General features: G+C 72.1%; 20 protein-coding genes. 6 read left to right on the top strand and 14 right to left on the bottom strand.

The genetic code is table 11. The features are described from left to right. Positions 1-12: 12 nt before the first annotated feature. On the bottom strand, positions 13-2,121 hold the full coding sequence (uvrB, locus tag ABZW14_RS05250; protein WP_355340074.1) for an excinuclease ABC subunit UvrB: 2,109 nt from the start codon (positions 2,119-2,121) through the stop codon (positions 13-15). A gap of 736 nt (positions 2,122-2,857) precedes the next feature. On the opposite strand from uvrB, the gene ABZW14_RS05245 reads away from it, so the two are divergent. Next, on the top strand, positions 2,858-4,378 hold the full coding sequence (locus ABZW14_RS05245) for a hypothetical protein (protein ID WP_355340071.1): 1,521 nt from the start codon (positions 2,858-2,860) through the stop codon (positions 4,376-4,378). A gap of 73 nt (positions 4,379-4,451) precedes the next feature. Here ABZW14_RS05245 and coaE read toward each other — a convergent pair whose 3' ends face one another. Continuing rightward, positions 4,452-5,630: a dephospho-CoA kinase gene (gene coaE, locus ABZW14_RS05240; RefSeq protein ID WP_355340068.1), complete on the bottom strand. Its 1,179-nt coding sequence runs from the start codon at positions 5,628-5,630 to the stop codon at positions 4,452-4,454. A 154-nt stretch (positions 5,631-5,784) separates the two neighbouring features. Next, positions 5,785-7,269, bottom strand: a complete 1,485-nt coding sequence (rpsA, locus tag ABZW14_RS05235) for a 30S ribosomal protein S1 (protein WP_355340065.1) — start codon at positions 7,267-7,269, stop codon at positions 5,785-5,787. A gap of 363 nt (positions 7,270-7,632) precedes the next feature. On the opposite strand from rpsA, the gene ABZW14_RS05230 reads away from it, so the two are divergent. The 5 genes from ABZW14_RS05230 (at position 7,633) to ABZW14_RS05210 (ending at position 10,422) form a co-directional block, all read left to right on the top strand. Continuing rightward, positions 7,633-8,439, top strand: a complete 807-nt coding sequence (locus ABZW14_RS05230) for a class I SAM-dependent methyltransferase (protein WP_355340062.1) — start codon at positions 7,633-7,635, stop codon at positions 8,437-8,439. 40 nt (positions 8,440-8,479) lie between these two features. Further along, positions 8,480-8,701 (top strand): DUF2945 domain-containing protein, encoded by a 222-nt coding sequence (locus ABZW14_RS05225; protein ID WP_154227757.1) that lies wholly within the window; start codon positions 8,480-8,482, stop codon positions 8,699-8,701. Continuing rightward, complete coding sequence (locus ABZW14_RS05220) at positions 8,688-9,116, top strand: DUF3140 domain-containing protein (protein WP_355336065.1); 429 nt, start codon at positions 8,688-8,690, stop codon at positions 9,114-9,116. The genes ABZW14_RS05225 and ABZW14_RS05220 overlap by 14 nt, the downstream gene beginning before the upstream one ends. 49 nt (positions 9,117-9,165) lie before the next feature. Continuing rightward, positions 9,166-9,915: an SDR family oxidoreductase gene (locus ABZW14_RS05215; protein WP_355340058.1), complete on the top strand. Its 750-nt coding sequence runs from the start codon at positions 9,166-9,168 to the stop codon at positions 9,913-9,915. A 63-nt stretch (positions 9,916-9,978) separates the two neighbouring features. Beyond that, positions 9,979-10,422, top strand: a complete 444-nt coding sequence (locus ABZW14_RS05210) for a MerR family transcriptional regulator (RefSeq protein WP_355340055.1) — start codon at positions 9,979-9,981, stop codon at positions 10,420-10,422. Between the two features lie 42 nt (positions 10,423-10,464). Here the strand turns inward: ABZW14_RS05210 and polA are convergent, their stop codons facing one another. The 11 genes from polA to ABZW14_RS05155 all read right to left on the bottom strand — a co-directional run bounded on the left by polA (position 10,465) and on the right by ABZW14_RS05155 (position 22,914). Beyond that, a complete protein-coding gene (gene polA, locus ABZW14_RS05205; RefSeq protein ID WP_355340052.1) occupies positions 10,465-13,164 on the bottom strand; it encodes a DNA polymerase I in 2,700 nt (899 codons plus the stop codon). Between the two features lie 87 nt (positions 13,165-13,251). Then, a complete protein-coding gene (locus ABZW14_RS05200; protein ID WP_355340049.1) occupies positions 13,252-14,061 on the bottom strand; it encodes an amino acid ABC transporter ATP-binding protein in 810 nt (269 codons plus the stop codon). Further along, positions 14,058-15,038, bottom strand: coding sequence for an amino acid ABC transporter permease (locus tag ABZW14_RS05195; protein ID WP_355340046.1), 981 nt, complete (start codon positions 15,036-15,038; stop codon positions 14,058-14,060). The genes ABZW14_RS05200 and ABZW14_RS05195 overlap by 4 nt, the downstream gene beginning before the upstream one ends. 2 nt (positions 15,039-15,040) lie before the next feature. Further along, on the bottom strand, positions 15,041-15,949 hold the full coding sequence (locus ABZW14_RS05190) for an ABC transporter substrate-binding protein (RefSeq protein ID WP_355340043.1): 909 nt from the start codon (positions 15,947-15,949) through the stop codon (positions 15,041-15,043). A 25-nt stretch (positions 15,950-15,974) separates the two neighbouring features. Beyond that, a complete protein-coding gene (locus tag ABZW14_RS05185) occupies positions 15,975-16,685 on the bottom strand; it encodes an ABC transporter ATP-binding protein (RefSeq protein WP_355340040.1) in 711 nt (236 codons plus the stop codon). Continuing rightward, positions 16,675-17,493: an ABC transporter ATP-binding protein gene (locus ABZW14_RS05180; protein ID WP_355340205.1), complete on the bottom strand. Its 819-nt coding sequence runs from the start codon at positions 17,491-17,493 to the stop codon at positions 16,675-16,677. Before ABZW14_RS05180 ends, ABZW14_RS05185 begins: the two co-directional genes overlap by 11 nt. 46 nt (positions 17,494-17,539) lie before the next feature. Next, positions 17,540-18,637 (bottom strand): branched-chain amino acid ABC transporter permease, encoded by a 1,098-nt coding sequence (locus tag ABZW14_RS05175; protein ID WP_355340037.1) that lies wholly within the window; start codon positions 18,635-18,637, stop codon positions 17,540-17,542. Then, the gene (locus ABZW14_RS05170; RefSeq protein ID WP_355340034.1) at positions 18,634-19,584 is read right to left on the bottom strand and encodes a branched-chain amino acid ABC transporter permease; all 951 of its coding nucleotides are present in this window, start codon (positions 19,582-19,584) and stop codon (positions 18,634-18,636) included. Before ABZW14_RS05170 ends, ABZW14_RS05175 begins: the two co-directional genes overlap by 4 nt. Positions 19,585-19,688: 104 nt before the next feature. Further along, positions 19,689-20,852, bottom strand: coding sequence for a branched-chain amino acid ABC transporter substrate-binding protein (locus ABZW14_RS05165; protein WP_355340031.1), 1,164 nt, complete (start codon positions 20,850-20,852; stop codon positions 19,689-19,691). 220 nt (positions 20,853-21,072) lie between these two features. Continuing rightward, entirely contained in the window at positions 21,073-22,224 is a 1,152-nt protein-coding gene (locus ABZW14_RS05160) for a hypothetical protein (protein ID WP_355340028.1), read from the bottom strand. 69 nt (positions 22,225-22,293) lie between these two features. Then, positions 22,294-22,914, bottom strand: coding sequence for a response regulator (locus ABZW14_RS05155; RefSeq protein WP_151465483.1), 621 nt, complete (start codon positions 22,912-22,914; stop codon positions 22,294-22,296). Positions 22,915-22,983: the final 69 nt, after the last annotated feature.

The following is a 22,983-nucleotide window of genomic DNA, read 5'->3' as shown; positions in this document are numbered from 1 at the left end:
GACCCCGGTCCGTCACTTCACCCCGGCGGCATCCATCCCGCGCAGTTCCTTCTTGAGGTCGGCGACCTCGTCGCGGATCCGGGCGGCCAGCTCGAACTGGAGCTCCCGCGCGGCGGCGAGCATCTGGTCGTTGAGCTCCTGGATGAGGTTGGCCAGGTCGGCCCGGGCCATGCCCTCCCGCGACGGCGCCGCCGCGGCGCCGCGACTCCGGCTGCGGGTCTCCTTGACCGGCGCCTTGCCCCGCGACAGCTGCCGGACGGCCCCGCCGACCCGGCTGTTCTCGGTGTCCTCCGCCTCGCGGTAGATGTCGTCGAGGATGTCGTGGATCTTCTTGCGCAGCGGCTCGGGGTTGATCCCGTTGGCCTCGTTGTGCGCGATCTGCTTGGCCCGGCGCCGGTTGGTCTCGTCGATCGCGTCCGCCATCGACGGGGTGATCTTGTCGGCGTACATGTGGACCTGACCCGAGACGTTACGGGCCGCCCGGCCGATGGTCTGGATCAGCGACCGGCCGCTGCGCAGGAAGCCCTCCTTGTCGGCGTCGAGGATCGCCACCAGGGAGACCTCGGGCAGGTCGAGGCCCTCGCGGAGCAGGTTGATGCCCACCAGCACGTCGTAGTCGCCCTTGCGCAGCTCACGCAGCAGCTCCACCCGGCGCAGCGTGTCGACCTCGGAGTGCAGGTAACGCACCCGGATGCCGTTCTCCAGCAGGTAGTCGGACAGGTCCTCGGCCATCTTCTTGGTCAGCGTCGTGACCAGGACCCGCTCGTCCCGCTCGGTGCGCAGCTTGATCTCGTGCATGAGGTCGTCGATCTGGCCCTTGGTGGGCTTCACGATCACCTCGGGGTCGATCAGGCCGGTGGGGCGGATCACCTGCTCGACGAACTCACCCTGGGCCTGCTCCAGCTCCCACGGGCCGGGGGTGGCGGAGAGGAAGACCATCTGGCCGACCCGCTCCAGGTATTCGTCGAAGCGCAGCGGCCGGTTGTCGGCCGCGCTGGGCAGCCGGAAGCCGTGGTCGATCAGCATCCGCTTACGGGAGGCGTCGCCCTCGTACATGCCGCCGATCTGCGGGATGGTCACGTGCGACTCGTCGACCACCGTGAGGAAGTCGTCGGGGAAGTAGTCGAGAAGGCAGTGCGGCGGGCTGCCGGGCAGCCGGCCGTCGATGTGCATCGAGTAGTTCTCGATGCCGGAGCAGAAGCCGACCTGGCGCATCATCTCGATGTCGTAGGTGGTGCGCATCCGCAGCCGCTGCGCCTCCAGCAGCTTGCCCTGCCGCTCCAGCTCGGCCAGCCGCTCGCCCAGCTCGACCTCGATGTCGCGGATCGCCCGCTCCATCCGCTCCGGCCCGGCCGCGTAGTGCGTGGCCGGGAAGATCATCAGACTGTCGACCTCGCGGACGACGTCGCCGGTCAGCGGGTTGAGGTAGTAGAGCTTCTCGATCTCGTCGCCGAACAGCTCGATCCGGACGGCCAGCTCCTCGTAGGCCGGGATGATCTCCAGCGTGTCGCCGCGGACCCGGAAGGTGCCGCGCTGGAAGGCCATGTCGTTGCGCGTGTACTGGATGTCGACCAGCCGGCGCAACAGCTGGTCACGGTCGAGCTCCTGCCCCACCTTGACCCGCACGGCCCGGTCGAGGTATTCCTCCGGCGTGCCCAGGCCGTAGATCGCCGACACCGTGGCCACCACGATCACGTCGCGCCGGGTGAGCAGCGACATGGTCGCTGAGTGCCGCAGCCGCTCGACCTCCTCGTTGATCGAGGAGTCCTTCTCGATGTAGGTGTCGGTCTGCGGGATGTAGGCCTCGGGCTGGTAGTAGTCGTAGTAGGAGACGAAGTATTCGACCGCGTTCTGCGGCAGCAGCTCGCTGAACTCCTTGGCGAGCTGCGCGGCGAGGGTCTTGTTGGGCGCGAGCACCAGGGTCGGCCGCTGCAGCCGCTCGACCAGCCACGCCGTGGTGGCGCTCTTGCCGGTGCCGGTCGCGCCGAGCAGCACCGTGTTACGGTCGCCGCGTCGCACACGACGCTCAAGCTCGTCGATGGCTGCCGGCTGGTCGCCGGCCGGCTGGAACTCGCTGACGACCTGGAAGCGGCCGTCGAGCCGGGGAATGTCGAGCGCCATGACCTCAACGGTACGCCCGCGGTCCGACACTTCCGGGCTGCGCACGCACCGTCCCTGATCGGCTTCGATATTCCCATTGTGTGGCTCATCTCACCCGGCTACCCTCGTACCGTAGGCCGCTCGCGGCGGCCGACCGGGCCGGTGGCCGCCCCTCCGGGGCCCGGCCGCCCCCGGCACCGGGGGTCGCAGCACCCGAGAGACCGGCGTGCGCACCCGAGGTGGTCGCGCTCGAAGCGCTGACCGGCCGCCGCGAGCGCCCCTGCTCGTCACCGAAACCCGCCAGCCGCGTTGGGCACTCGTGGAGACCTCTCCCGGACGCCGGCCGCGACGCGCTCGCATCCGCGACACCGGCCCGATCCCCACCGACGAGACCCGCCCCGCCGAGCCTCCCGGCGCCGCCGCGCCGGAGCCGACAGCTCGCGCGGCGCCCGCTCCCCCGTCCGGCGCGGATCCCGTACCGCCACCCGCCGGCGAACGGCCACCGGACACGCAGCCGCCCCAGCCCACCGGACCGGATCCTGGTGATCTTGGCGAGTTGCCGTCCACCGCGAACGACAACTCACCAAGATCCGGCAACCGGCGAAGCGCGAGAGAACACCGCTCACCCGCCGCACCGCCGAGCGCGCTCCCGCCCGGGGATCCTGGCGAGTCGCCCGCCAGCACGAACGGCACGTCGGCGACATCGCCGCGGCGAGGGGCGACGCCCGCCGGTGCGAGCCTCGTCGACGCCCCCACCGTGCCCGGTGCGACGGCCGTCCCCCGCGAACCCGGCCGAGGCCACCGCCGCGCCGGCGCCGCGGCCAGCCGACCCGTCGGCTCCCCCGGTCGCCGCCCGCGTGCCGATCCGACGGTCCGGGAGCGGCCGGCCGACCCGTTCGAGACGCCCGGCGACCCCGAGCTGGACGGGACCGGCGACGCACCCGAACCCCGGACCCGCCGCCGCGCGGCCCTGGTCGCGCTCGCGGTGGCCGCCGCGGCCTCGGCGGCCGCCCTGGTCGCCGGCCTGCTGAGCTGGTCGCCCGAGCCGGCTGAGCCCACCGGGACGGTGCGCCCGCTCACCGCCGCCGAGGCCGACCGGCTCGCCGCCCTGCGGGTCACCAATCAGCGGGACGTCCGCTCCGGGGTCCGGGTCACCGTGGGTGAGGGACGCGGCCGTACCGAGCTGGTCGGCTGGGTCGACTGGGCCCGGCCGCTGGTCTACCTGGGCGTGAGCGGCCCCGGCGCGGGCGCCGAGCAGGGCCTGGTGCAGGCCACGTCGTCGACGCTGCTGGTCCGGCCCGACCCCGCCGCGACGCCCGCCCCCGCCCCGCCCCCGCTGGTGCCACCGGCCGACCGGTGGCGGCTGCGGGAACTCCCGGCCGGCCGGGGCCTGCCGGCGGTACGGGACCTGCTGCTCGGGCTCGGCGCGGCCCGGGTCGACCCGGCCGAGCCCGAGGCGCGCTGGCTGCGCCGGGAGACCGTCCACGGGGTTGCGGTGGACGTCCTCCAGGCTCCCCTCCCCACACACGGTCAAGGGGCCGGGGCCCGGCTCTGGGTCGACGGCGACGCCCGGCTCCACCGGCTGACCGGGCGGCTGCCGGACGGGGTCCCGGTCACCGTCGAGCTGGCCCGCACCGACCGCCCCACGCTGCGCCCCGTGGACGCCCTCGGCGGGCGGCCCGGGCTGCCCCGGGCGCTCTCCGACGCCGAGGCCGACCGGCTGGCCCGGCTGCCCGGCCGGCTACGCGCCGCTGGCGGCGCCGGCCTGGCCCTGGCCGCCCCGTCCGCCGACGTACGCGGCACCGGGTGGGTGAACTGGGCGGGCTCGGCGGCGTACCTCTCGGTGGTGGAGGGCGACGACCCGGGGCGCCGCACGCTGGTGCGGGCACGGCCGGGAGACGTGGCCCGGCTCGTGGTGCCGGCGGGCGGCGGCGCGGCACCGCCCCTGCCGGCGCCGGCCGGGCTGGTCCGGGCGGCCGGGCGGCCGCCGGGCGACGACGTGGAGCGGCTGCTCGACGCGGCGCTGCGGGCCGGCGCCGCTGCCCCGCCGGCCACCGCGGCGGTCCGGATCCGTGACGACCGGGTGGCGGAGCGGGTGGTGGACGTCATCGAGGTACGCGGCGGGCTGCGCTGGTGGATCGATTCGAGCGGGCTGCCGCGCCGGCTGGAGCTGCGGACCGGGCGAGGCGTCTGGGCTCAGCTCGACCTCACGCCGGGGCGGGTGCCGGCGCTGCCCGGCACCGAGCGGGCGACGCGGCCGCGAGCGGAACGCCGCTGAGCGGAGGACCAGACCCGGCCGAACCGCCGCTCAGCGGGCGACCAGAGCGCGGGCGGACCGCCGCTGAGTGGGCTCAGGGCCGCCAGCCGGTCTGCGCGGCCCACTCCTCGGCCCGCAGGTGCTCCTCGTCGAACCAGGGGTCCTTCAGCGTGCCGTAGGTCGCGCTGTCCGGCGCCGACGCGGCCAGCTCCCGCTTCACCTGGAGGTACGCGGCCCGCTGCCCCGGGTCGGCGCGCAGGTGGTCGCGCATCAGCAGGGCGTACCGCCAGCCGGGCGAGTCGGCCACGCGCAGGTGCAGGTACACCGGGCGGCCCGGGTCGGCGCTGCCGTGCAGCCGCTTCTCCCAGCGGCGGCTGCCGGGCGGGCGGGGGTTGTCCCACCAGTCGCCGGGCAGCCGGGGGAAGCCGGCGTCGGCGAGCCGGTCGGCGAGCGGCCCGTCCGCCTCGGCGAGGGACGGCACGGTGAGCTGGATGTCGATGACGTCCTTGGCGGCCAGCCCGGGCACGGCGGTGGAGCCGATGTGGTCGACCCGCGGGTCGCCGCCGGCCGCGTGGCGGATGCGGGCGGCCAGCCGGGCGTACTGCTGGGGCCAGGTGGGGTCGGGCTCGGTGAGCACCACCCGCTCGGGCCGGACGGCGTGGTGTTCGCGGACGTTGCGCTCGTAGGGCAGCAGGCGCTCGTGCCAGAGGGTGTCCACGGCGGCGTGCAGGTCGGCCAGCGTGCCGTCGTTGTCGATCAGCACGTCCGCCGCCGCCTGCCGGCGCGCGTCGTCGGCCTGGGCGGCGATCCGCCGCTCGGCCTCCGCGCGGTCCATGCCGCGGTCGCGGGCCAGCCGCTCCAGCCGGGTGCTCACCGCCGCCTGCACCACGAGCACCAGGTGGTACGTGGGCGCGAGCCCCACCTCGACCAGCAGCGGCACGTCGTTGACCACGACGGCGTCGGGGGGCGCCGCGGCGACGAGTTCGGCGGTGCGGGCGCGGACCCGGGGATGGGTGATCGCCTCCAGCCGGCGGCGGGCGGCCTCGTCGCCGAAGACCAGGGCGCCCAGGGCGGCCCGGTCCAGCGCCCCGCCGGCGTCGAGGACCCGGTCGGAGAAGGTGGCGACGATCTCGGCGAGGCCCTCGCTGCCCGGGGCGACCACCTCGCGGGCGATCCGGTCCGCGTCGATGATCACCGCGCCGAGCGCGGCCAGCCGGCTGGACACCGCGCTCTTGCCGGACCCGATCCCGCCGGTCAATCCCACCCTCAGCACCGCAACAGTCAACCCGATCACCGTTTGCGCTGCCAACTCGCCCCGGACAGGGCGAGGGCCCCGCCCCCGGCGATCCGGTGGTGCCGGATCGCGGGGACGGGGCCCTCAGCGACTGCGCCGGTCTCGGACTCGCCGAGCCGGTGTCGTCACCGGGTCACTTGCCGCCGGCGAGCTTCTCCCGCAGCGCGGCGAGCGCCTCGTCGGTGGCCAGCGTGCCGGCCGGCTCCTCGGCCTGACGGCTCGGGGCCGAGGTCGAGGTGGTGGTGCCGGTGACGGCCGGAGCCGGGTTGGCAGCGGCCTCGGCGTCGGCGGCCCGGGAGGTCTGCACCTGCTTGGTGTGGGCCTCCCAGCGCTGGCGCGCCTCGGCGTACTGCTGCTCCCAGGTCTCGCGCTGCTTGTCGTAGCCCTCGAGCCACTCGCCCGTCTCCGGGTCGAAGCCCTCCGGGTAGATGTAGTTGCCCTGCTCGTCGTAGGTCGCGGCCATGCCGTAGAGGGTCGGGTCGAAGTGCTCCTCGCCCTCGACGAAGCCCTCGTTGGCCTGCTTGAGCGACAGCGAGATCCGGCGGCGCTCCAGGTCGATGTCGATGACCTTGACCATGACCTCGGAGCCGACCTGCACGACCTGCTCCGGGATCTCCACGTGGCGCTCGGCCAGCTCGGAGATGTGGACCAGGCCCTCGATGCCGTCGTCCACGCGGACGAAGGCGCCGAACGGCACGAGCTTGGTGACCTTACCCGGCACGATCTGCTGGATCGCGTGGGTGCGGGCGAACTGCCGCCACGGGTCCTCCTGGGTCGCCTTCAGCGACAGCGAGACCCGCTCGCGGTCGAGGTCGACGTCCAGGACCTCGACCTCGACCTCCTGGCCCACCTCGACGACCTCGGACGGGTGGTCGATGTGCTTCCAGGAGAGCTCGGAGACGTGCACCAGGCCGTCCACGCCGCCCAGGTCGACGAACGCGCCGAAGTTGACGATCGAGGACACGACGCCCTTGCGGACCTGGCCCTTCTGCAGCTTGTTGAGGAACTCGGTGCGCACCTCGGACTGCGTCTGCTCCAGCCACGCCCGGCGGGACAGGACCACGTTGTTGCGGTTCTTGTCCAGCTCGATGATCTTGGCCTCGAGCTCGCGACCGACGTACGGCTGCAGGTCCCGGACGCGCCGCATCTCGACGAGCGAGGCGGGCAGGAAGCCGCGCAGGCCGATGTCGAGGATGAGACCACCCTTGACGACCTCGATGACCGAGCCGCGGACGACGCCGTCCTCGTCCTTGATCTTCTCGATCGTGCCCCAGGCCCGCTCGTACTGCGCCCGCTTCTTGGAGAGGATCAGACGCCCCTCCTTGTCCTCCTTCTGGAGGACAAGGGCCTCGATGTGGTCACCGACCGAGACGACCTCGGCGGGGTCCACGTCGTGCTTGATCGACAACTCCCGAGAGGGGATGACGCCCTCGGTCTTGTAGCCGATGTCGAGCAGGACCTCGTCCCGATCGACCTTGACGACGGTGCCTTCGACAATGTCGCCGTCGTTGAAGTACTTGATGGTCTCGTCGATCGCGGCGAGGAAAGCCTCCTCGGAACCGAGATCGTCGTGCGTGACCTTGTTGGCGCTCGAGGGGGCCTCGATGCTGCTCGTCATGTGGGCGGTTGCTCCGGTCGGATGGGTTGTCACAGCAGGCGTGGGCGTCGCGGTGACTCAGTCCGCGCCAGCGGATCCGTCGCCGGGCACACCGAACGATCGCCATCAGAAGATCATTAGTGGCTCCGGTGACCGCGCAACCTGCTCCCTGCCGAGGCACACGATCCGCGAGCGCATCGTCTAGCCTACCCGCTGCATTACCACAGCGTGCAAGCCCTCCCGGGTCTGCTCGGGCGCGTCAGCTGCGAAAGCGGAGATTTCGCGCGGTAAGGTGCCACAGCTGTCTCGTCCGTCACATCTACCCCAATGGCAACACCGCCGCCCAACGATCGCCCGCCCCGGCCGGGGGCCTAGCGTGGGCGGGTGGACGACGACAGGGTGACTCGGCGCCGGGTGGGCGCCGCCGAGGTCCGCCGGGCCAACCGGGGCTGGTGGGACGCGGACGCCGACGACTACCAGGCCGAGCATGGCGGGTTCCTGGGCGACGTCGACTTCGTCTGGTGCCCGGAGGGGCTGCGCGAGGCCGACGCCGGGCTGCTCGGCGAGGTGGCCGGCCGCCGGATCCTGGAACTCGGCTGCGGCGCGGCCGCCGCCGCCCGCTGGCTCGCCGCCCAGGGCGCCCGGCCGGTCGCGCTGGACCTGTCCGCCGGCATGTTGCGGCACGCCGCCGAGGCCGCCGCCCGCACCGGGGTACGCGTGCCGCTCGTGCAGGCCGACGCGCTCGCCCTGCCGTTCGCCGACGCGGCCTTCGACACGGTGTGCACGGCGTTCGGCGCGATCCCGTTCGTCGACGACTCGGCGGCGGCGATGCGCGAGGTGGCCCGGGTGCTGCGCCCGGGCGGCCGGTGGGTCTTCTCGGTCACCCACCCGATGCGGTGGATCTTCCTGGACGACCCGGGCGAGGGCGGGCTGACCGCCGTGCACTCGTACTTCGACCGCTCCCCCTACGTGGAGCAGGACGAGCGGGGTGTGGCCACGTACGTCGAGCAGCACCGCACCCTCGGCGACCGGATCCGCGAGCTGGTCGGCGCGGGTTTTCGGCTGCTGGACCTGGTGGAGCCGGAGTGGCCGGCGGGGCACGAGGGGATCTGGGGGCAGTGGAGCCCCCTGCGCGGGCGGCTCTTCCCCGGCACCGCCATCTTCGTCACGGAGAAGCCGGCCGCCGGCTGAGGCGTCGTTTCCGCTCCCCGGGCCCGGGTACCCGGACGGCATGGCCGAGAAGGAGGAGTTCCGCCGGGGCGACCACGTCTCCTGGGCCAGCCACAGCGGCCGGGCGTACGGGGTCGTCAGGGAGAAGCTCACCGAGCGCACGCACGTGCGCGGGCACGCCGTGAACGCCTCGCCGGAGGAGCCGCAGTACCGGATCCGCAACGACGACTCGGGCCGGGACGTCGCCCACCGACCGGAGGTGCTGCGGCATGAGTCGAAGTGACGATCCGCAGCAGACGTACCGGGAGTTCACCGACGCGGTGAACATGAAGCCGGGCGAGCTCCAGAAGTGGCTGGAGACCGACGAGTCCAAGCACGTGGGCTGGCGCAAGGGCACCCGCGGCGGCGAGTCGGTGGGCCACGAGTCGGGCCGGCGGATCATCGACCTGCTGCGCCGCAAGCGCGACCAGCTCACCGCCGCCGACTACAAGCACATGCGCAAGGTCGTCGGGTACGTCCGGCGGCACATGGCCCAACGGCCGAGCGGCGACGTGCGCCGGACCCGGTGGCGGTACTCCCTCATGAACTGGGGCCACGACCCGGTCAAGGCCCCGCTCCCGCCGCCCGGCGGCCCCTCCCGCAAGGCGTTGCAGCGGCACGGCGCCCCGCCGAAGGAGCGCCGAGGGCCGGGCCGCTGACCCGGCCGCTTGACCCTGCCGCTGACGGCAGGGTCGGACGATCGGCGGCATGAACGACGAACAGCAACGGGTCGTGGTGGTCACCGGCGCGGGCACTGGCATCGGCCGGGCCACCGCCCGCGCCTTCGCCGCCGCCGGCACCCGCGTCCTCGCCGTGGGCCGGCGCGCCGCGCCACTGGCCGAGACGGCCACCGGTCACCCGCTCATCACCCCGCTCACCGCCGACGTGACCGACGCCGAGGCGCCGGCCCGCGTGGTCGACACCGCCCTCGACCGGTACGGCCGGCTCGACGTACTGGTCAACAACGCCGGAATCGCCGGCGGCGGCCCCCTCGCCGGGCTGGACGAGCCGGCGGCCCGCCGCCAGCTCGACACGAACCTGCTCGCGCCGATCCGCCTGGCGCACGCGGCGCTGACCCCGCTGACCGCGAGCCGCGGCGTGATCGTCAACGTCACCACCACCGTCGGCCAGCGCGCCTGGCCGGGCAGCTCGGTGTACGCGGCCGGCAAGGCCGCCCTCGACTCACTGACCCGGAGCTGGGCGGTGGAGCTGGCCCCGGCCGGCGTCCGGGTGGTGGCGGTGGCGCCCGGCGCGATCGACACACCCATCGGCGAGCACCAGGGCCTCTCCCCCGACCAGCAGGCCGCGGTACGCCGCTGGCAGCTCGACCACACGCCCCTGGGGCGGATCGGCCACCCCGAGGACGTAGCCTGGGCGATCCTGCGGCTCTGCGACCCGGCGGCGGCCTTCGTCACCGGCGTGGTGCTGCCGGTGGACGGCGGAGCGCTGGTCGCCTGACCGGCCGGGCAGCGGTTCGAATCACCGCCCCGCCGCGGCTGGACACGGGACGGAGGCGGGCGGGTGCGCATCGGGGAGCTGGCGAGGGTGACCGGGTGCACGCCGCGGGCCCTGCGGCACTACGAGGAGCAGGGCCTGATCGGCTCCTCGCGGGCGGCGAACGGCTACCGCGAGTACGACGAGGCGGTGGTCACCCGGGTCCGCAACATCCGGCACCTGCTCGGCGCCGGGCTGACGCTCGACGACGTCCAGGTCTTCCTGCCGTGCCTGGACGGGGACGTCGCGTCGGCGCCGCCGTCACCGGCCGGCCTGCGGGTGGGGCGGGAGCGGCTGGCGGTGCTGGACGCCCGGATCGCCGCCCAGCTGGCGGTCCGGGACCGGCTCGCCGCCGCCCTGCGCGACGCCGCGGCGACCCTCGCCGCCACCGCGGCCACGGAGGCGGTCCCGGATGGTTGCCGTTCGGAGCGGACGGCAACCGTCCAGGATCTGCGCGGCGTCTCCGGTTGACCGGCGCGGCGACCGTGAGCCGGTCGCCGGCGACCGCGCGGGTCAGTGGTCGGCGCTGTTCCAGTCGCGGCCCTCGCCGACGGAGACCTCCAGGGGCACCGACAGCGGGTACGCCTCGCCCATCTCCTTGCGCACCAGCGCCTCCAGGGCCGCCCGCTCGCCGGGGGCGACCTCGAAGACCAGCTCGTCGTGCACCTGCAGCAGCATCCGGGAGCGCAGCCCCGCGTCGCGCAGCGCGGTGTCGACGTGCAGCATGGCGACCTTGATGATGTCGGCCGCGGAGCCCTGGATGGGGGCGTTGAGCGCCATCCGCTCGGCCATCTCCCGGCGCTGCCGGTTGTCGCTGACCAGGTCGGGCAGGTAGCGGCGGCGGCCCAGGATGGTGGAGGTGTAGCCGTCGTGCCGGGCCCGCGCCACCACCTCCTGGAGGTAGTCGCGCACCCCGCCGAACCCGGCGAAGTAGTTCTCCATCAGCCCGCGCGCCTCCTCGGCGGTGATCCCGAGCTGCTGGGACAGGCCGAACGCACTCAGCCCGTACGCCAGGCCGTAGTTCATGGCCTTGATCTTGCGGCGCTGGTCGGCGGTGACCTGGTCGACCTCGACGGTGAAGACCGAGGAGGCGGTCGCGGCGTGGAAGTCGTGCCCGGAGTTGAACGCCTCGATCAGCGCGTCGTCGGAGGACAGGTGCGCCATGATCCGCATCTCGATCTGGCTGTAGTCCGCGGTGAGCAGGCACTCGTAGCCCTCGCCGACCACGAAGGCGCGGCGGATCCGCCGGCCCTCCTCGGTGCGGATCGGGATGTTCTGCAGGTTGGGCTCGGTCGAGGAGAGCCGGCCGGTGGCCGCCACGGTCTGGTTGAACGTGGTGTGGATCCGGCCGTCGTCGGAGACCGACTTCAGCAGCCCGTCGACGGTCATCTTGAGCTTGGCGACATCGCGGTGGCGCAGCAGGTGCTCGAGCACCGGGTGCGGGTTCTGCGCGTAGAGCCACTGGAGGGCGTCGGCGTCGGTGGTGTAGCCGGTCTTGATCTTCTTGGTCTTGGGCAGGCCCAGCTCACCGAAGAGGATCTCCTGGAGCTGCTTCGGCGAGCCGAGGTTGAACTCCCGCCCGACCGCCGCGTACGCGCCCTGGGCGGCGGCCTTCACCTCGGCGGCGAAATGCGCCTCCAGCTCGGACAGGTAGTGGGTGTCGGCGGCGATGCCGGTGCGCTCCATGGTCGCCAGCACCCGCATGAGCGGCAGTTCGACGCCGGCCATCAGCCGGGCGGACTGCTCGCCGTCGCGGGACAACTCGGCGTCGATCGCGTCGGCCAGATCGAGGGTGGCCCGGGCCTGGAGCATCAGGTTCTGCTCGGCCGCGCCGTCGTCGCCCAGCCCGTCGAGGGTGAGCTGGCCGGTCTCGGGCGCGTCGACCCGCAGCTCCCGGTGCAGGTAGCGCAGCGCCAGGTCGGTGAGGTCGTAGGAGCGCTGGTCGGGGCGGGCCAGGTAGGCGGCGATCTGGGTGTCGCGGGCGATGCCCTGCAGATCCCAGCCGTGCGCGGCGAAGGCGAGCACGGCCGGCTTGCTGTCGTGCAGCACCTTGGGCCGGGACTCGTCGGCGAGCCAGCCGGCCAGCGCGCCCTCGTCCTTCGGGTCGAGCGTGGCCGGGTCGAACCAGGCGGCCGCGCCGTCGGCCGTGGCCAGCGCCATGCCGGTCACCGTGGCGGTGTGCCGCCGGTTGGGGCCGGTGTCGAGCTTCACCGCCACGCCGACCGGGGTGCCGGCCAGGGCGTGCGCGGCCAGCCAGCCGGCGAGCGCGCCGGGCTCGGCGAGCAGCTGCCCGGCCAGCTCGAACCCGGCCTCGGCCTCCGGCTCGACGGCCTCCAGGTACTGGTAGAGCCGGTCGCGCAGGATGCGGAACTGGAGGGTGTCGAAGACCTGGTGCACGGCCTCCCGGTCCCAGCCCTGCCAGCGGGCGTCCTCCGGGCGCACCGGCAGGTCCAGGTCGGTGACCAGGCAGTTGATCTCGTAGTTGCGGATCACGTCGGCGAGCCGCTCGCGCAGGCTGTCGCCGGCCTTGCCCTTGATCTCGTCGGCCCGGGCCACGACGCCCTCGACCCCGTCGTAGAGGTTGATCCACTTGGCGGCGGTCTTCGGCCCGACACCGGGGACGCCGGGCAGGTTGTCGCTGGTCTCGCCCACCAGGGCGGCCAGGTCGCGGTAGCGGCCGGGGCCGACGCCGTATTTCGCCTCGACCGCGGCCGGGTCCATCCGGGCCAGGTCGGACACGCCCTTGCGCGGATAGAGCACGGTGACCCGGTCGCCGACGAGCTGGAACGCGTCGCGGTCGCCGGTGGTGATCAGCACGTCCATGCCCTGGTCGCGGGCCTGGCAGGCGAGGGTGGCGATGACGTCGTCGGCCTCGTAGCCCTCCTTCTCCACCACCGGGATGCGCAGCGCCGCGAGGACCTCCTTGACCAGGCTCACCTGGCCCTTGAAGTCGGTCGGGGTCTCGCTGCGGCCGGCCTTGTACTCCGTGTATTTCTCGGTGCGGAAGGAGCGGCGGGAGACGTCGAAGGCGACCACGATGTGGCTGGGCTGCTCGTCGCGGAGCACGTTGATCAACATGGAGGTGAAGCCGTAGACGGCGTTGGTCGGCTGCCCCGTGGTGGTGGAGAAGTTCTCCACCGGCAGGGCGAAGAACGCCCGGTATGCCAGGGAGTGTCCGTCGACGAGAAGCAGGCGCGGCGTCGTAGCTGTCACGGCAGCGACTCTAGTCCGTAGGCCCGACATCCCACCGCCACGGTGGTGTCCGGTGCGGCGGGTCGCGCCGCACCGGACACGCGGCCGTCAGAGGACCTTGGCCAGGAACGCCTTGGTCCGCTCGTGCCTCGGGTTCGCGATCACCTCGCGCGGGTTGCCCTGCTCGACGACGACACCGCCGTCCATGAAGACGAGCGAGTCACCGACCTCCCGCGCGAAGCCGATCTCGTGGGTCACCACGATCATCGTCATGCCGTCGCGGGCCAGGTCCTTCATCACGTCGAGCACCTCGCCGACCAGCTCCGGGTCGAGCGCGCTGGTCGGCTCGTCGAAGAGCATGAGCTTCGGCTGCATCGCCAGGGCCCGGGCGATGGCCACGCGCTGCTGCTGCCCGCCGGAGAGCTGACCGGGGTACGCCCCGAGCTTGTCGCCCAGCCCCACCCGCTCCAGCAGCTGCGCGGCCCGCTCCCGGGCCTCGGCCTTCTTCGTCCGGCCCAGCAGCACGGGCGCCTCGACGATGTTCTGCAGCACGGTCATGTGCGGGAACAGGTTGAACCGCTGGAACACCATGCCGATCGCCCGGCGCTGCGCGGCCACCTCCTTCTCCCGCAGCTCGTGCAGCTTGCCGCCGTGCTCCCGGTAGCCGATCAGCTCGCCGTCCACCCAGATCCGGCCGGCGTTGATCTTCTCGAGGTGGTTGATGCAGCGCAGGAAGGTCGACTTGCCGGAACCGGAGGGCCCGAGCAGGCAGCACACCTCCCCGGCGCGTACCTCCAGGTCGATGCCCTTGAGCACCTCCAGGGGCCCGAACGACTTGTGCACCTGCTCGGCCCGGACCATCAGGCCGGACTCGACCGTCGGCGGACCCGACTGTGCCGGCACCGTGGTTTCCGTCATTGCTCCGCCGTCCCGCCCGCGATGCCACCGCTCTCGGCGCCGATGTCGCGCAGCCGCTGCCGGGCCCGCGCGCTACGCCCGAACCCCTTCGAGAAATGCCGCTCCAGGTAGTACTGCCCCACGAGCAGCACACTGCTCAGCACCAGGTACCACAGGGTGGCCGCCACGAGCATCGGGAAGACCTGGAAGGTCCGGTTGCCGACCGCCTTGAGCTGGAAGAACAGCTCCATCGAGACCGGCACGAAGGCGACCAGCGAGGTGTCCTTGAGCATCGCGATCGTCTCGTTGCCGGTCGGCGGGACGATCACCCGCATGGCCTGCGGCAGCACGATGCGGCGCAGGATCTGCCCGCGGCTCAGGCCCAGCGCCTGGGCGGCCTCGGTCTGGCCCTCGTCCACCGACTGGATGCCGGCCCGGACGATCTCCGCCATGTACGCGGCCTCGGAGAGGCCGAGCGCCAGCATGCCGGCGACGAAGCCGGTGAGGATCTCCACGGCGGAGAAACCGAACAGCCGGGCCTCGAAGTTGTCGATCCCGAACAGCGCGCCGATCTGCCGGTCGAAGGGCAGGCCGAACTCGATACGGGCCCAGAGGATGCCCAGGTTGCCGAAGAGGATCGCGAGCACCAGCCGGGGCACCGCCCGGAAGAACCAGGTGTAGACCCAGGACACGCCGCGCAGGATCGGGTTCTCCGACAGCCGCATGATCGCGATGACGATGCCGAGACCGATGCCGATCAGCATGGACGTCACGAGCAGCGCGATGGTGCCCTTCAGACCGTCGACGATCGGCGGCCGGAACATCTCGTCGACCATGAACGCCCAGTTGAAGGCCTTGTTCGTGACCAGCATGTGCACGAACATCGCCGTCAGCACGGCGATCACGCCGATCGCGAGCCAGCGCCCGGGGTGCCGCACGGGCACGGCCTTGATGGGTTCAGGCCGTGCCCGTTCGGTTGTCGCAGTGTCGACCGACATGGTCAGACCGACGGGTTCAGCTCAGCGGTCGTGACGGCGCCGCCGTCGACGCCCCACTTCTGCAGGGCCGCCTTGTAGCTGCCGTCGGCGATGACCGCCTGGACGGCCTCCTTGACCACCTCGGCGAAGGCCTGCTGGTCCTTCTTCACCGCGTAGCCGTACGGGGCCGACTCGTAGATGTCGCCGAGCAGCTCCAGCGCGTCGTTGCTCTGCTTCACCGCGTACGCGCCGACCGGGGAGTCGGCGAGCATGGCGTCGTCCTTGCCGCTGACCACGGCGGCGGTCGCGTCACTCTGCGCCTGGTACTGGTCGATCTTGATGGCCGGCTTGCCGCCGTCGGTGCACTTCTTCGACCGCGCGGTGATGTCGTCGAGCTGCACGGTGCCGACCTGCACGGCGACCTTCTTGCCGCAGGCGTTCTCCACATCGACGCCGGCCGGGTTGCCCTTCTTCGTCGCCCACTGCGTGCCGGCGGAGAAGTAGCTGACCATGTTGACGCTCTTGAGCCGCTCGGCGTTGATGGTGAACGACGAGACGCCGACCTCGTACTTGCCCGAGTCGACACCCGGCAGGATCGCGTCGAACGGCGCCGACTCGTACTCGGCCTTGAGACCGAGCTTCTGCGCGACGGCGTTGAACAGCTCGACGTCGAACCCGATGACGGTCTTGCCGTCGGCGTCGAGGAACTCCGCCGGCGCGTAGGTCGAGTCGGTGCCGACCTTGATGACGCCGTCGGCCTTGATGGCGTCCGGCACCTTGGCGGCCAGGTTCGAGTCGGCGGCGGCGGTCACCGACGGACCCGCGGAGGGCTGGTCGGACTCCTTCTCACCGCAGGCGGCCAGCGAGAGCATCAGGACGGCCGCGCCGGCGACACCGAGGGCCGCCCGCCGACCGCTGTTGAGGTTGCGCATGGTTGTGCTCCTTGTCGAGGGGGGGTCAGGCGACGCCGAGGTAGGCGTCCTTGACCGACGGGTCGTGCAGCAGGTCGGCCCCCGTGCCGCTCTTGACGATCCGGCCGGTCTCCAGCACGTACGCGCGGTGCGCCCGGGACAGCGCCTGCTGAGCGTTCTGCTCGACCAGCAGGATCGTGGTGCCCTGCTCGTTGATCTCGGTGACGATGTTGAAGATCTGCTGGATCAGCATCGGCGCCAGACCCATCGAGGGCTCGTCGAGCAGCAGCAGCTTCGGCCGGCTCATCAGCGCCCGCCCGACGGCGAGCATCTGCTGCTCACCGCCGGAGAGCGTGCCGCCGGCCTGCTTACGCCGTTCCAGCAGCCGCGGGAACAGCTCGAACACCCGCTCCAGGTCGCTGGCGATGCCCGCCTTGTCGCGCCGGGTGTACGCCCCCATCTCCAGGTTCTCCAGCACCGACATGCCCGGGAAGACGCCCCGGCCCTCCGGCGACTGCGAGATGCCCCGGACCACCCGCAGGTCGGCGCGGAGCTTGGTGATGTCCTCACCGGCGAACCGGATCCGGCCGGCGGCCACCGGACGCAGCCCGGAGATCGCCCGCATCGTGGTCGACTTGCCCGCGCCGTTGGCGCCGATGAGGGCGACGACCTCCCCCTCGTTGACCGTCAGGGAGATCCCGTGCAGCGCCTGGATGCGCCCGTAGAGCAGGCTGACGTCGTCCAACTCAAGCAGCATCTTCGGGAACCCCCAGGTAAGCGGCGATCACCTTCGGGTCGTCCCGCACCTCGGCGGGCAGGCCATCGGCGATCTTCTTGCCGAACTCCAGCACCACGATCCGGTCGGTGACGCCCATGACCAGGCGCATGTCGTGCTCGATCAGCAGGACGGTCACGCCGGTGTCGCGGATCCGCTGGATCAGCCCGAGCAGCTCCTCCTTCTCGGCCGGGTTGAACCCGGCCGCCGGCTCGTCCAGGCACAGGAGGGTCGGCTTCGTGGCCAACGCCCGGGCGATCTCCAGCCGGCGCTGCTCGCCGTACGACAGGTTGCGGGCCAGGTCGCCGGCCCGGCGGCCGATGCCGACGAAGTCCAGCAGCTCGCGGGACAGCTCGCGTCCCTCCCGCTCCTCCCGCCAGTGCCGGGGCAGCCGGAACAGCGCCGAGACGACGCTCGTGCGGTGGTGCGCGTCGGCGCCCACCTGCACGTTCTCCAGCGCCGTCATCTCGGGGAAGAGCCGCACGTTCTGGAACGTGCGGGCGATGCCCGCCTTGGTGATGGCGAACTTCTTCTTGCCCACGAGGGACTCGCCCTGGAACCGGATGGATCCCGACGTGGGCCGGTAGACCCCGGTGATGGCGTTGAAGCAGGTGGTCTTGCCGGCGCCGTTCGGGCCGATCAGCCCGAGGATCTCGCCCTTGCGGATGTCGAAGGAGATCTGGTTCAGGGCCACGACGCCACCGAACCGCAACACCAGGTCGCGGACCTCCAGCAGCGGCTCACCGCCGATCCCGGCGGCCGGGTCCGGGCCGGTCGACTGCGCCGGCACGGTCGTGGTCTGTTCCTCGGTGCCGGATCCGGGGGTCTCGGTCGTCTCACTCACCGACGGTCACCTCCTTGGCACGGTCCTTGAGTTCGAGCGAGCGGCGCCGGTTCGGGATGAGCCCCTGCGGCCGGAAGATCATCACCAGCATCAGGATCAGGCCGAAGAACAGGAACCGGTACTCGAACGCGTCCTGACCCGCGATCTGCACACCGCGCAGCCGCTCGGGCAGGTAGGCGATCAGCGCACCACCCACGATCACGCCGGCGATGTTGCCGGACCCGCCGAGCACCACCCCGGCGAGCACCAGGATCGAGAAGAACAGCGCGAAGTTCTGCGAGTTGATGAAGCCCAGGGTTCCGGCGAAGAGCGTGCCGGAGAGCCCGCCGATGGCCGCGCCGATGGCGAACGCCCACAGCTTGAAGCGGAACGTGGGCACGCCCATCGCCTCCGCCGCCTCCTCGTCCTCGCGGACGGCGACCCAGGCGCGGCCGACCCGGCTGCGGTCCAGGTTTCGCGCCGCCACGATGACCAGGAGGATCATCGACAGGCCCAGCCAGTAGTACGGCCGGGCGTCGATCACGCCGAACAGCGGCGTGCCGTCGGCCTTCTGCCCCGGCGGATGCGGGATCGAGCCCAGGCCCCGCTGGCCGCGCATGAACGGCCACGCCTGCGCCACCACCCGGATGATCTCGGCGAACCCGAGCGTGACGATCGCCAGGTAGTCACCGCGCAGCCGCAGCGTCGGCCAGCCCAGCAGCACGCCGGAGATCATGACCACGACGACCGCGACCGGTACGGCCGCCAGCCAGGTCCACTTGGTGCCCAGGTCGCTGTCCGGCGAGGTCAACTGCCCGACCGTGTACGCGCCGAGGGCGAAGAAGCCGACGTAGCCGAGGTCCAGCAGGCCCGCCTTGCCGACGACGATGTTCAGGCCCAGCGCGAGCAGCACGTAGTAGGAGACGGTGAACAGCGTCGTCGCCCAGTCCGTCTCGGTGGTGTTGACGCCCGGGATCTGCAGGTTCGGCAGAGCGTAGAAGAAGACGATCGCCGCGAGCGCGACAACCCACTTCGCCACCCGGGGCAGCCGGTTCCACCGGTCGCGGAGCGCGTCCTGACGCGCCCGTACCGTGTCCAACACCTTTGTCATGCCCGGGCCCTCCCCAGCGACTCGCCCAGCAGACCGGTCGGCCGGAACAGCAGGATCACGATGAGCACGACGAACGCCACGACCGGCGTCCACTCCGTGCCGAACAGCGCCGAACCCCAGCCCTCCAGCGTCCCGAGCAGCAGCCCGCCCAGCAGCGCACCGCGCAGGTTGCCGATGCCGCCGAGCACCGCGGCGGCGAACGCCTTGATGCCCAGGTCGAACCCGGCGAAGTAGTAGGTGCTGCCGATCTTCAGGTTGTAGAGGATCGCCGCCGCGCCGGCCATGATGCCGCCGAGCACGAAGATCAGGGCGATCACCCGGTCCTTGTTCACGCCCATCAGCGCGGCCGTGTTGGGGTCCTGCGCGATGGCCCGGACGCCCCGGCCCAGCCGGGTCTTCCCGATGAACACGTCCAACGCCAGCATGAGCACCAGCGCCAGAAGCACGATGCCGATCTCCAGGTTGGAGATCGTGGTGTCGGCGAACGAGATCACGTCGTGCTGGCGGATCAGCGGCGGCATGCCGAGCGGCCGGCGCTCGGTCCACACGCCGACGGCCTCGGAGAGGACCACCGAGGCGCCGATCGCGGTGATCAGGAACGCCAGCACCGGCGCGTTGCGCCGGCGCAGCGGCCGGTACGCGACCCGTTCGAGCACCAGGGCGGTGGCGCCGGAGACCGCGCAGGCGGCCAGCAGGCCGACCAGCAGGTAGACGACCACCATTCCGAAGGCCGGCGTGGCCGAGTCCTGGTTCAGCCCCAGGGCCCGCCAGGCCAGCACGGCACCGAAGGTGCCGACCATGAAGACCTCGGAGTGCGCGAAATTGATCAGCCGCAGCACGCCGTAGACGAGGGTGTAGCCGAGGGCGAAGAGGGCGTAGATGGCCCCCTGCGCGAGCCCCTGAGTCGTTAGTTCCCCGAAATTGGAGAACAGGGCATCGAAGTTCACATCGTGCTCCAGAGGGATGTGCATAGCGGACGCGGCCGGGAGCACGCTCCCGGCCGCGTCTCCATCAGATGCGGAACCGTCGTGCCTGACGATCCAGCACTAGATCACTGCTTCTTGATCTCCTGGTCGGGGGTGACCGCACCGCCCTTGACGGTGAACGCCCACACCTTCAGGAAGGACGGGTCCAGCTCGCCCTTGTCGGTGAACTTGTAGGTGTTGGCGATGCCCTCGTAGTTGACGCTCTTGAGGTACTCGTTCATCTTGGCCTTGTTGGTGTTGCCCGCCTCGATGCCCTTGATGAAGATGTTCGCGACGTCGAAGGCGATGTCGCTGTAGGTGCCCGCGTCCTGGCCCCACTTGGTCTTGTAGTCGGTGACGAAGGAGCCCTTCGCCGCCGAGGCCGGGGAGCAGGGGCAGGTCAGCACCGAGCCCTCGGCGTTCTCCTTGCCGGCGGTCGTGATGAAGCCCGGGTCGTTCACGCCGTCACCGGCGACCAGCGTGGCCTGCACGCCCTGACCCTTCATCTGCTTGGCCAGCAGACCGGCCTCCTGGTAGTAGCCGCCGTAGAAGACAGCCGTCGCGCCACTGGCCTTGATCTTCGTGATGATCTGGCTGAAGTCCTTGGTGACGTTGCGCTCGACCTTGTCCGAACCGGCGACAACCGAGCCGAGGTTCTGCTTCACCACGTCGGCCAGGCCCGCGCCGTAGGCGGTCTGGTCGTCGATGACGTACGCCTTCTGCGCCTTCAGCACGTCCTTGATGTAGCTGGCGGCCGCCGGGCCCTGCGCGTCGTCGTTGGCCAGCGCGCGGTGGAAGGTCGTCCAGCCCTTGGTGCTGAGGCTCGGCCGGGTCGCCGACGGCGACACGATCGGCAGCTTCGCCTCCTCCCAGATCGGGCCGGAGGCCTCGGTCTCGCCGGAGAAGGCGGGGCCGATGACACCGATGATCTTGTTGTCCTTGACGACCTCACGAGCCAGACCGGCGGCCTGCTTCTCGTCGCCCTGGGAGTCCTTCTCCACAAGGTCGACCTTGCAGTCCGCGTGCTTCTCGTTGTACTGCTCCACGGCGAGCTTGGCGCCGTTCTTGATGTTGATGCCGAGGTTGGCCGCGTCGCCGGTCAGCGCACCGAAGAAGGCGATCTTGAGGCCGCACTTGCTGTCAGACCCAGAGCCACCGCCGTCCCCGCTGCTGCTGCAACCGGACGCGCCCACCACCAGGGCGCCGGCGAGGGCCACCCCGCCGATAACCCGCACGAGCTTCTGCCTCAAGGCACGAACCCCTTCTCGTTCACCGCGGTCGAGTCGCACCCGCCGCCGACACACAGCTGGCGTGGACGTGACGAACCTAACCACGTTCCCAGTCTGGGGCGGGACGTTATCCCACCGGCGAGCGGCGGGGGTAGACCCCCGCGATGGGGTTGACCTAACCGTTACACAGCGTGCCGGATCAGCCCGGATCACTGTAAGAACCGATGAGGCGGACCAGTCGTCACGGCACCGTGACCGGCGACGATGCCACCCAGGACCCGGCGGAACGACCATCGTCCATGACTAGCAGCAGCCGCCCGCCCTGGCCCGTCACCGCCGCCCGCGCGTCCGGCGGGCGGGCCACCGGCAGATCAGCCTCCCGCCACGACCGCCCACGGTCCACCGACCGCCACAACCGGCACCCGTCACCGCCCGCGACCACCGCCCACAGGTCGGCGCCGACCGCCCCGAACCCGCGCACCGCCGACAACCGGGCCGAGCCGGCCACCCCGAACCGGTCCCCGGCCGACCACCCGCCGCCCGCCGCCCACCAGGCCCGGAAGCCGTCACCCGAGCGCCCCACCGCCACCGGACCGCCACCGGTCCACACCACCCGCTGCAACTCCGCCCCGCCGTCCGGCGCCGGAGGTGCCACCCGCGCCCCGGCGCGGCCGTCCGCCGACGTCCACACCGAGGCGACCGGGTCCACTCCCCCGCCCCGCCGCAGCACCGAACCCACGGCCCACCACCCACCGGCACCGGCCACCACGTCGAACACCGCCGCGCCGGCCACGTCCGCCTCCCCGGCGGCCACCGGCCACCGGCGGAACACCCGCCCGTCCACGCTGCCCCAGGTCCCCGGAGCCCGCTCCGCGCCGCCCACCACCAGCCAGCCGCCCGGACCACCCGCCACCCGGGCCACGTCACCGTCCGGCACCCCGCCCGACAGGTCCCCCGTGGAACTCGCCTCGACCAGGGCCGCCCCGCCGGCCCGGGTCCAGGCGCTCACCCGCGGGTTGCCGTGCGCGCCGCCGCTGCGGGCACCCAGCGCCGCCAGCCGGCCGTCCCGGCACGCCACCGCGTAGAGGACGTCCTGCCGGCCGTAGAACGACGCCGGCGCCACCGGAAGAACCCGCCAGGACAGCCCGTCGTCACTCGTCCACGCCGCCGGCCGGGTGTTCCCCGCCGGGTCGGCCACCCCGCCGACCACGTACCAGCGACCCGCGCAGCCCGCCGCGTCGCGCAGCAGCAACCGGCCGGGCCCGCCCGCCGGCTGCGGCAGCACCACCGGCCGCCAGTCCAGACCGACGGGCACCTCCGGGCGCGCGGGCCGGCAGCCCGCCAGCAACAGCAGGAGTACGCCGAACAACGCCACCGGACGCCGGGCAGCCATGGCTGCGATCGTATCGACCGGCAGCGACGCCGGAGGGCCCGCGCAGCGCCGGGCGCGGCTCGCGGTCGGTCAGGAGGCGGGCTGTGCCACCTCACCGCCGGCGGTCTCGGCGAGGATCCGCTCGGCGACCTCCTTCATGGTCATCCGGTGGTCCATGGCGGTGCGCTGGATCCACTTGAACGCCTGCGGCTCGGTCATCCCGTACGTCGTCATGAGCGCGCCCTTGGCCCGCTCGACGGTCTTGCGGATCTCCAGCCGGTCGGTCAGGCCGGCGACCTCCGCCTCCAGCGCCGCGATCTCGGAGTAGCGCGACAGTGCGATCTCCACGGCCGGCACCAGGTCGCTCTTCTGGAACGGCTTGACCAGGTAGGCCATCGCACCGGCCGCCCGGGCCCGCTCCACCAGGTCGCGCTGGCTGAACGCGGTCAGGATGATCACCGGGGCGATCCGCGCGCCGGCGATCCGCTCGGCGGCGGCCAGCCCGTCCATGATCGGCATCTTGATGTCGAGGATGACGAGGTCGGGCTTGAGCTCCTCCGCGAGCTTGACGGCGGTCTCGCCGTCACCGGCCTCGCCGACCACCTCGTAGCCCTCTTCCACCAGCATCTCGGCCAGGTCCAGCCGGATGAGCGCCTCGTCCTCGGCGATCAGAACGCGCTTGCGCTCGGCATCCGCCTGCATCTCGGCCACGAGCCACTCCCACCATCGATCTCGGCACGGTCACCACCCATGCTCCCGCATGAGACTAGTCGGGTACAG

The sequence above is a fragment of the Micromonospora sp. NPDC004551 genome (assembly GCF_040609975.1).
In the GTDB taxonomy this organism is placed as follows: domain Bacteria; phylum Actinomycetota; class Actinomycetes; order Mycobacteriales; family Micromonosporaceae; genus Micromonospora.
Note: the sequence above shows the minus strand (reverse complement) of the source record. Positions and strands in the feature narration are given on the sequence as shown.

Excerpts from the sequence above, each read along its gene's own strand:
- rpsA (WP_355340065.1), bottom strand. The coding sequence starts at position 7,269 with ATGACGAGCAGCATCGAGGCCCCCTCGAGCGCCAACAAGGTCACGCAC.
- ABZW14_RS05220 (WP_355336065.1), top strand. The coding sequence starts at position 8,688 with ATGAGTCGAAGTGACGATCCGCAGCAGACGTACCGGGAGTTCACCGAC.
- ABZW14_RS05190 (WP_355340043.1), bottom strand. The coding sequence starts at position 15,949 with ATGCGCAACCTCAACAGCGGTCGGCGGGCGGCCCTCGGTGTCGCCGGC.
- ABZW14_RS05225 (WP_154227757.1), top strand. The coding sequence starts at position 8,480 with ATGGCCGAGAAGGAGGAGTTCCGCCGGGGCGACCACGTCTCCTGGGCC.
- ABZW14_RS05185 (WP_355340040.1), bottom strand. The coding sequence starts at position 16,685 with ATGCTGCTTGAGTTGGACGACGTCAGCCTGCTCTACGGGCGCATCCAG.
- ABZW14_RS05175 (WP_355340037.1), bottom strand. The coding sequence starts at position 18,637 with ATGACAAAGGTGTTGGACACGGTACGGGCGCGTCAGGACGCGCTCCGC.
- ABZW14_RS05160 (WP_355340028.1), bottom strand. The coding sequence starts at position 22,224 with ATGGCTGCCCGGCGTCCGGTGGCGTTGTTCGGCGTACTCCTGCTGTTG.
- uvrB (WP_355340074.1), bottom strand. The coding sequence starts at position 2,121 with ATGGCGCTCGACATTCCCCGGCTCGACGGCCGCTTCCAGGTCGTCAGC.
- ABZW14_RS05200 (WP_355340049.1), bottom strand. The coding sequence starts at position 14,061 with ATGACGGAAACCACGGTGCCGGCACAGTCGGGTCCGCCGACGGTCGAG.
- ABZW14_RS05195 (WP_355340046.1), bottom strand. The coding sequence starts at position 15,038 with ATGTCGGTCGACACTGCGACAACCGAACGGGCACGGCCTGAACCCATC.
- ABZW14_RS05215 (WP_355340058.1), top strand. The coding sequence starts at position 9,166 with ATGAACGACGAACAGCAACGGGTCGTGGTGGTCACCGGCGCGGGCACT.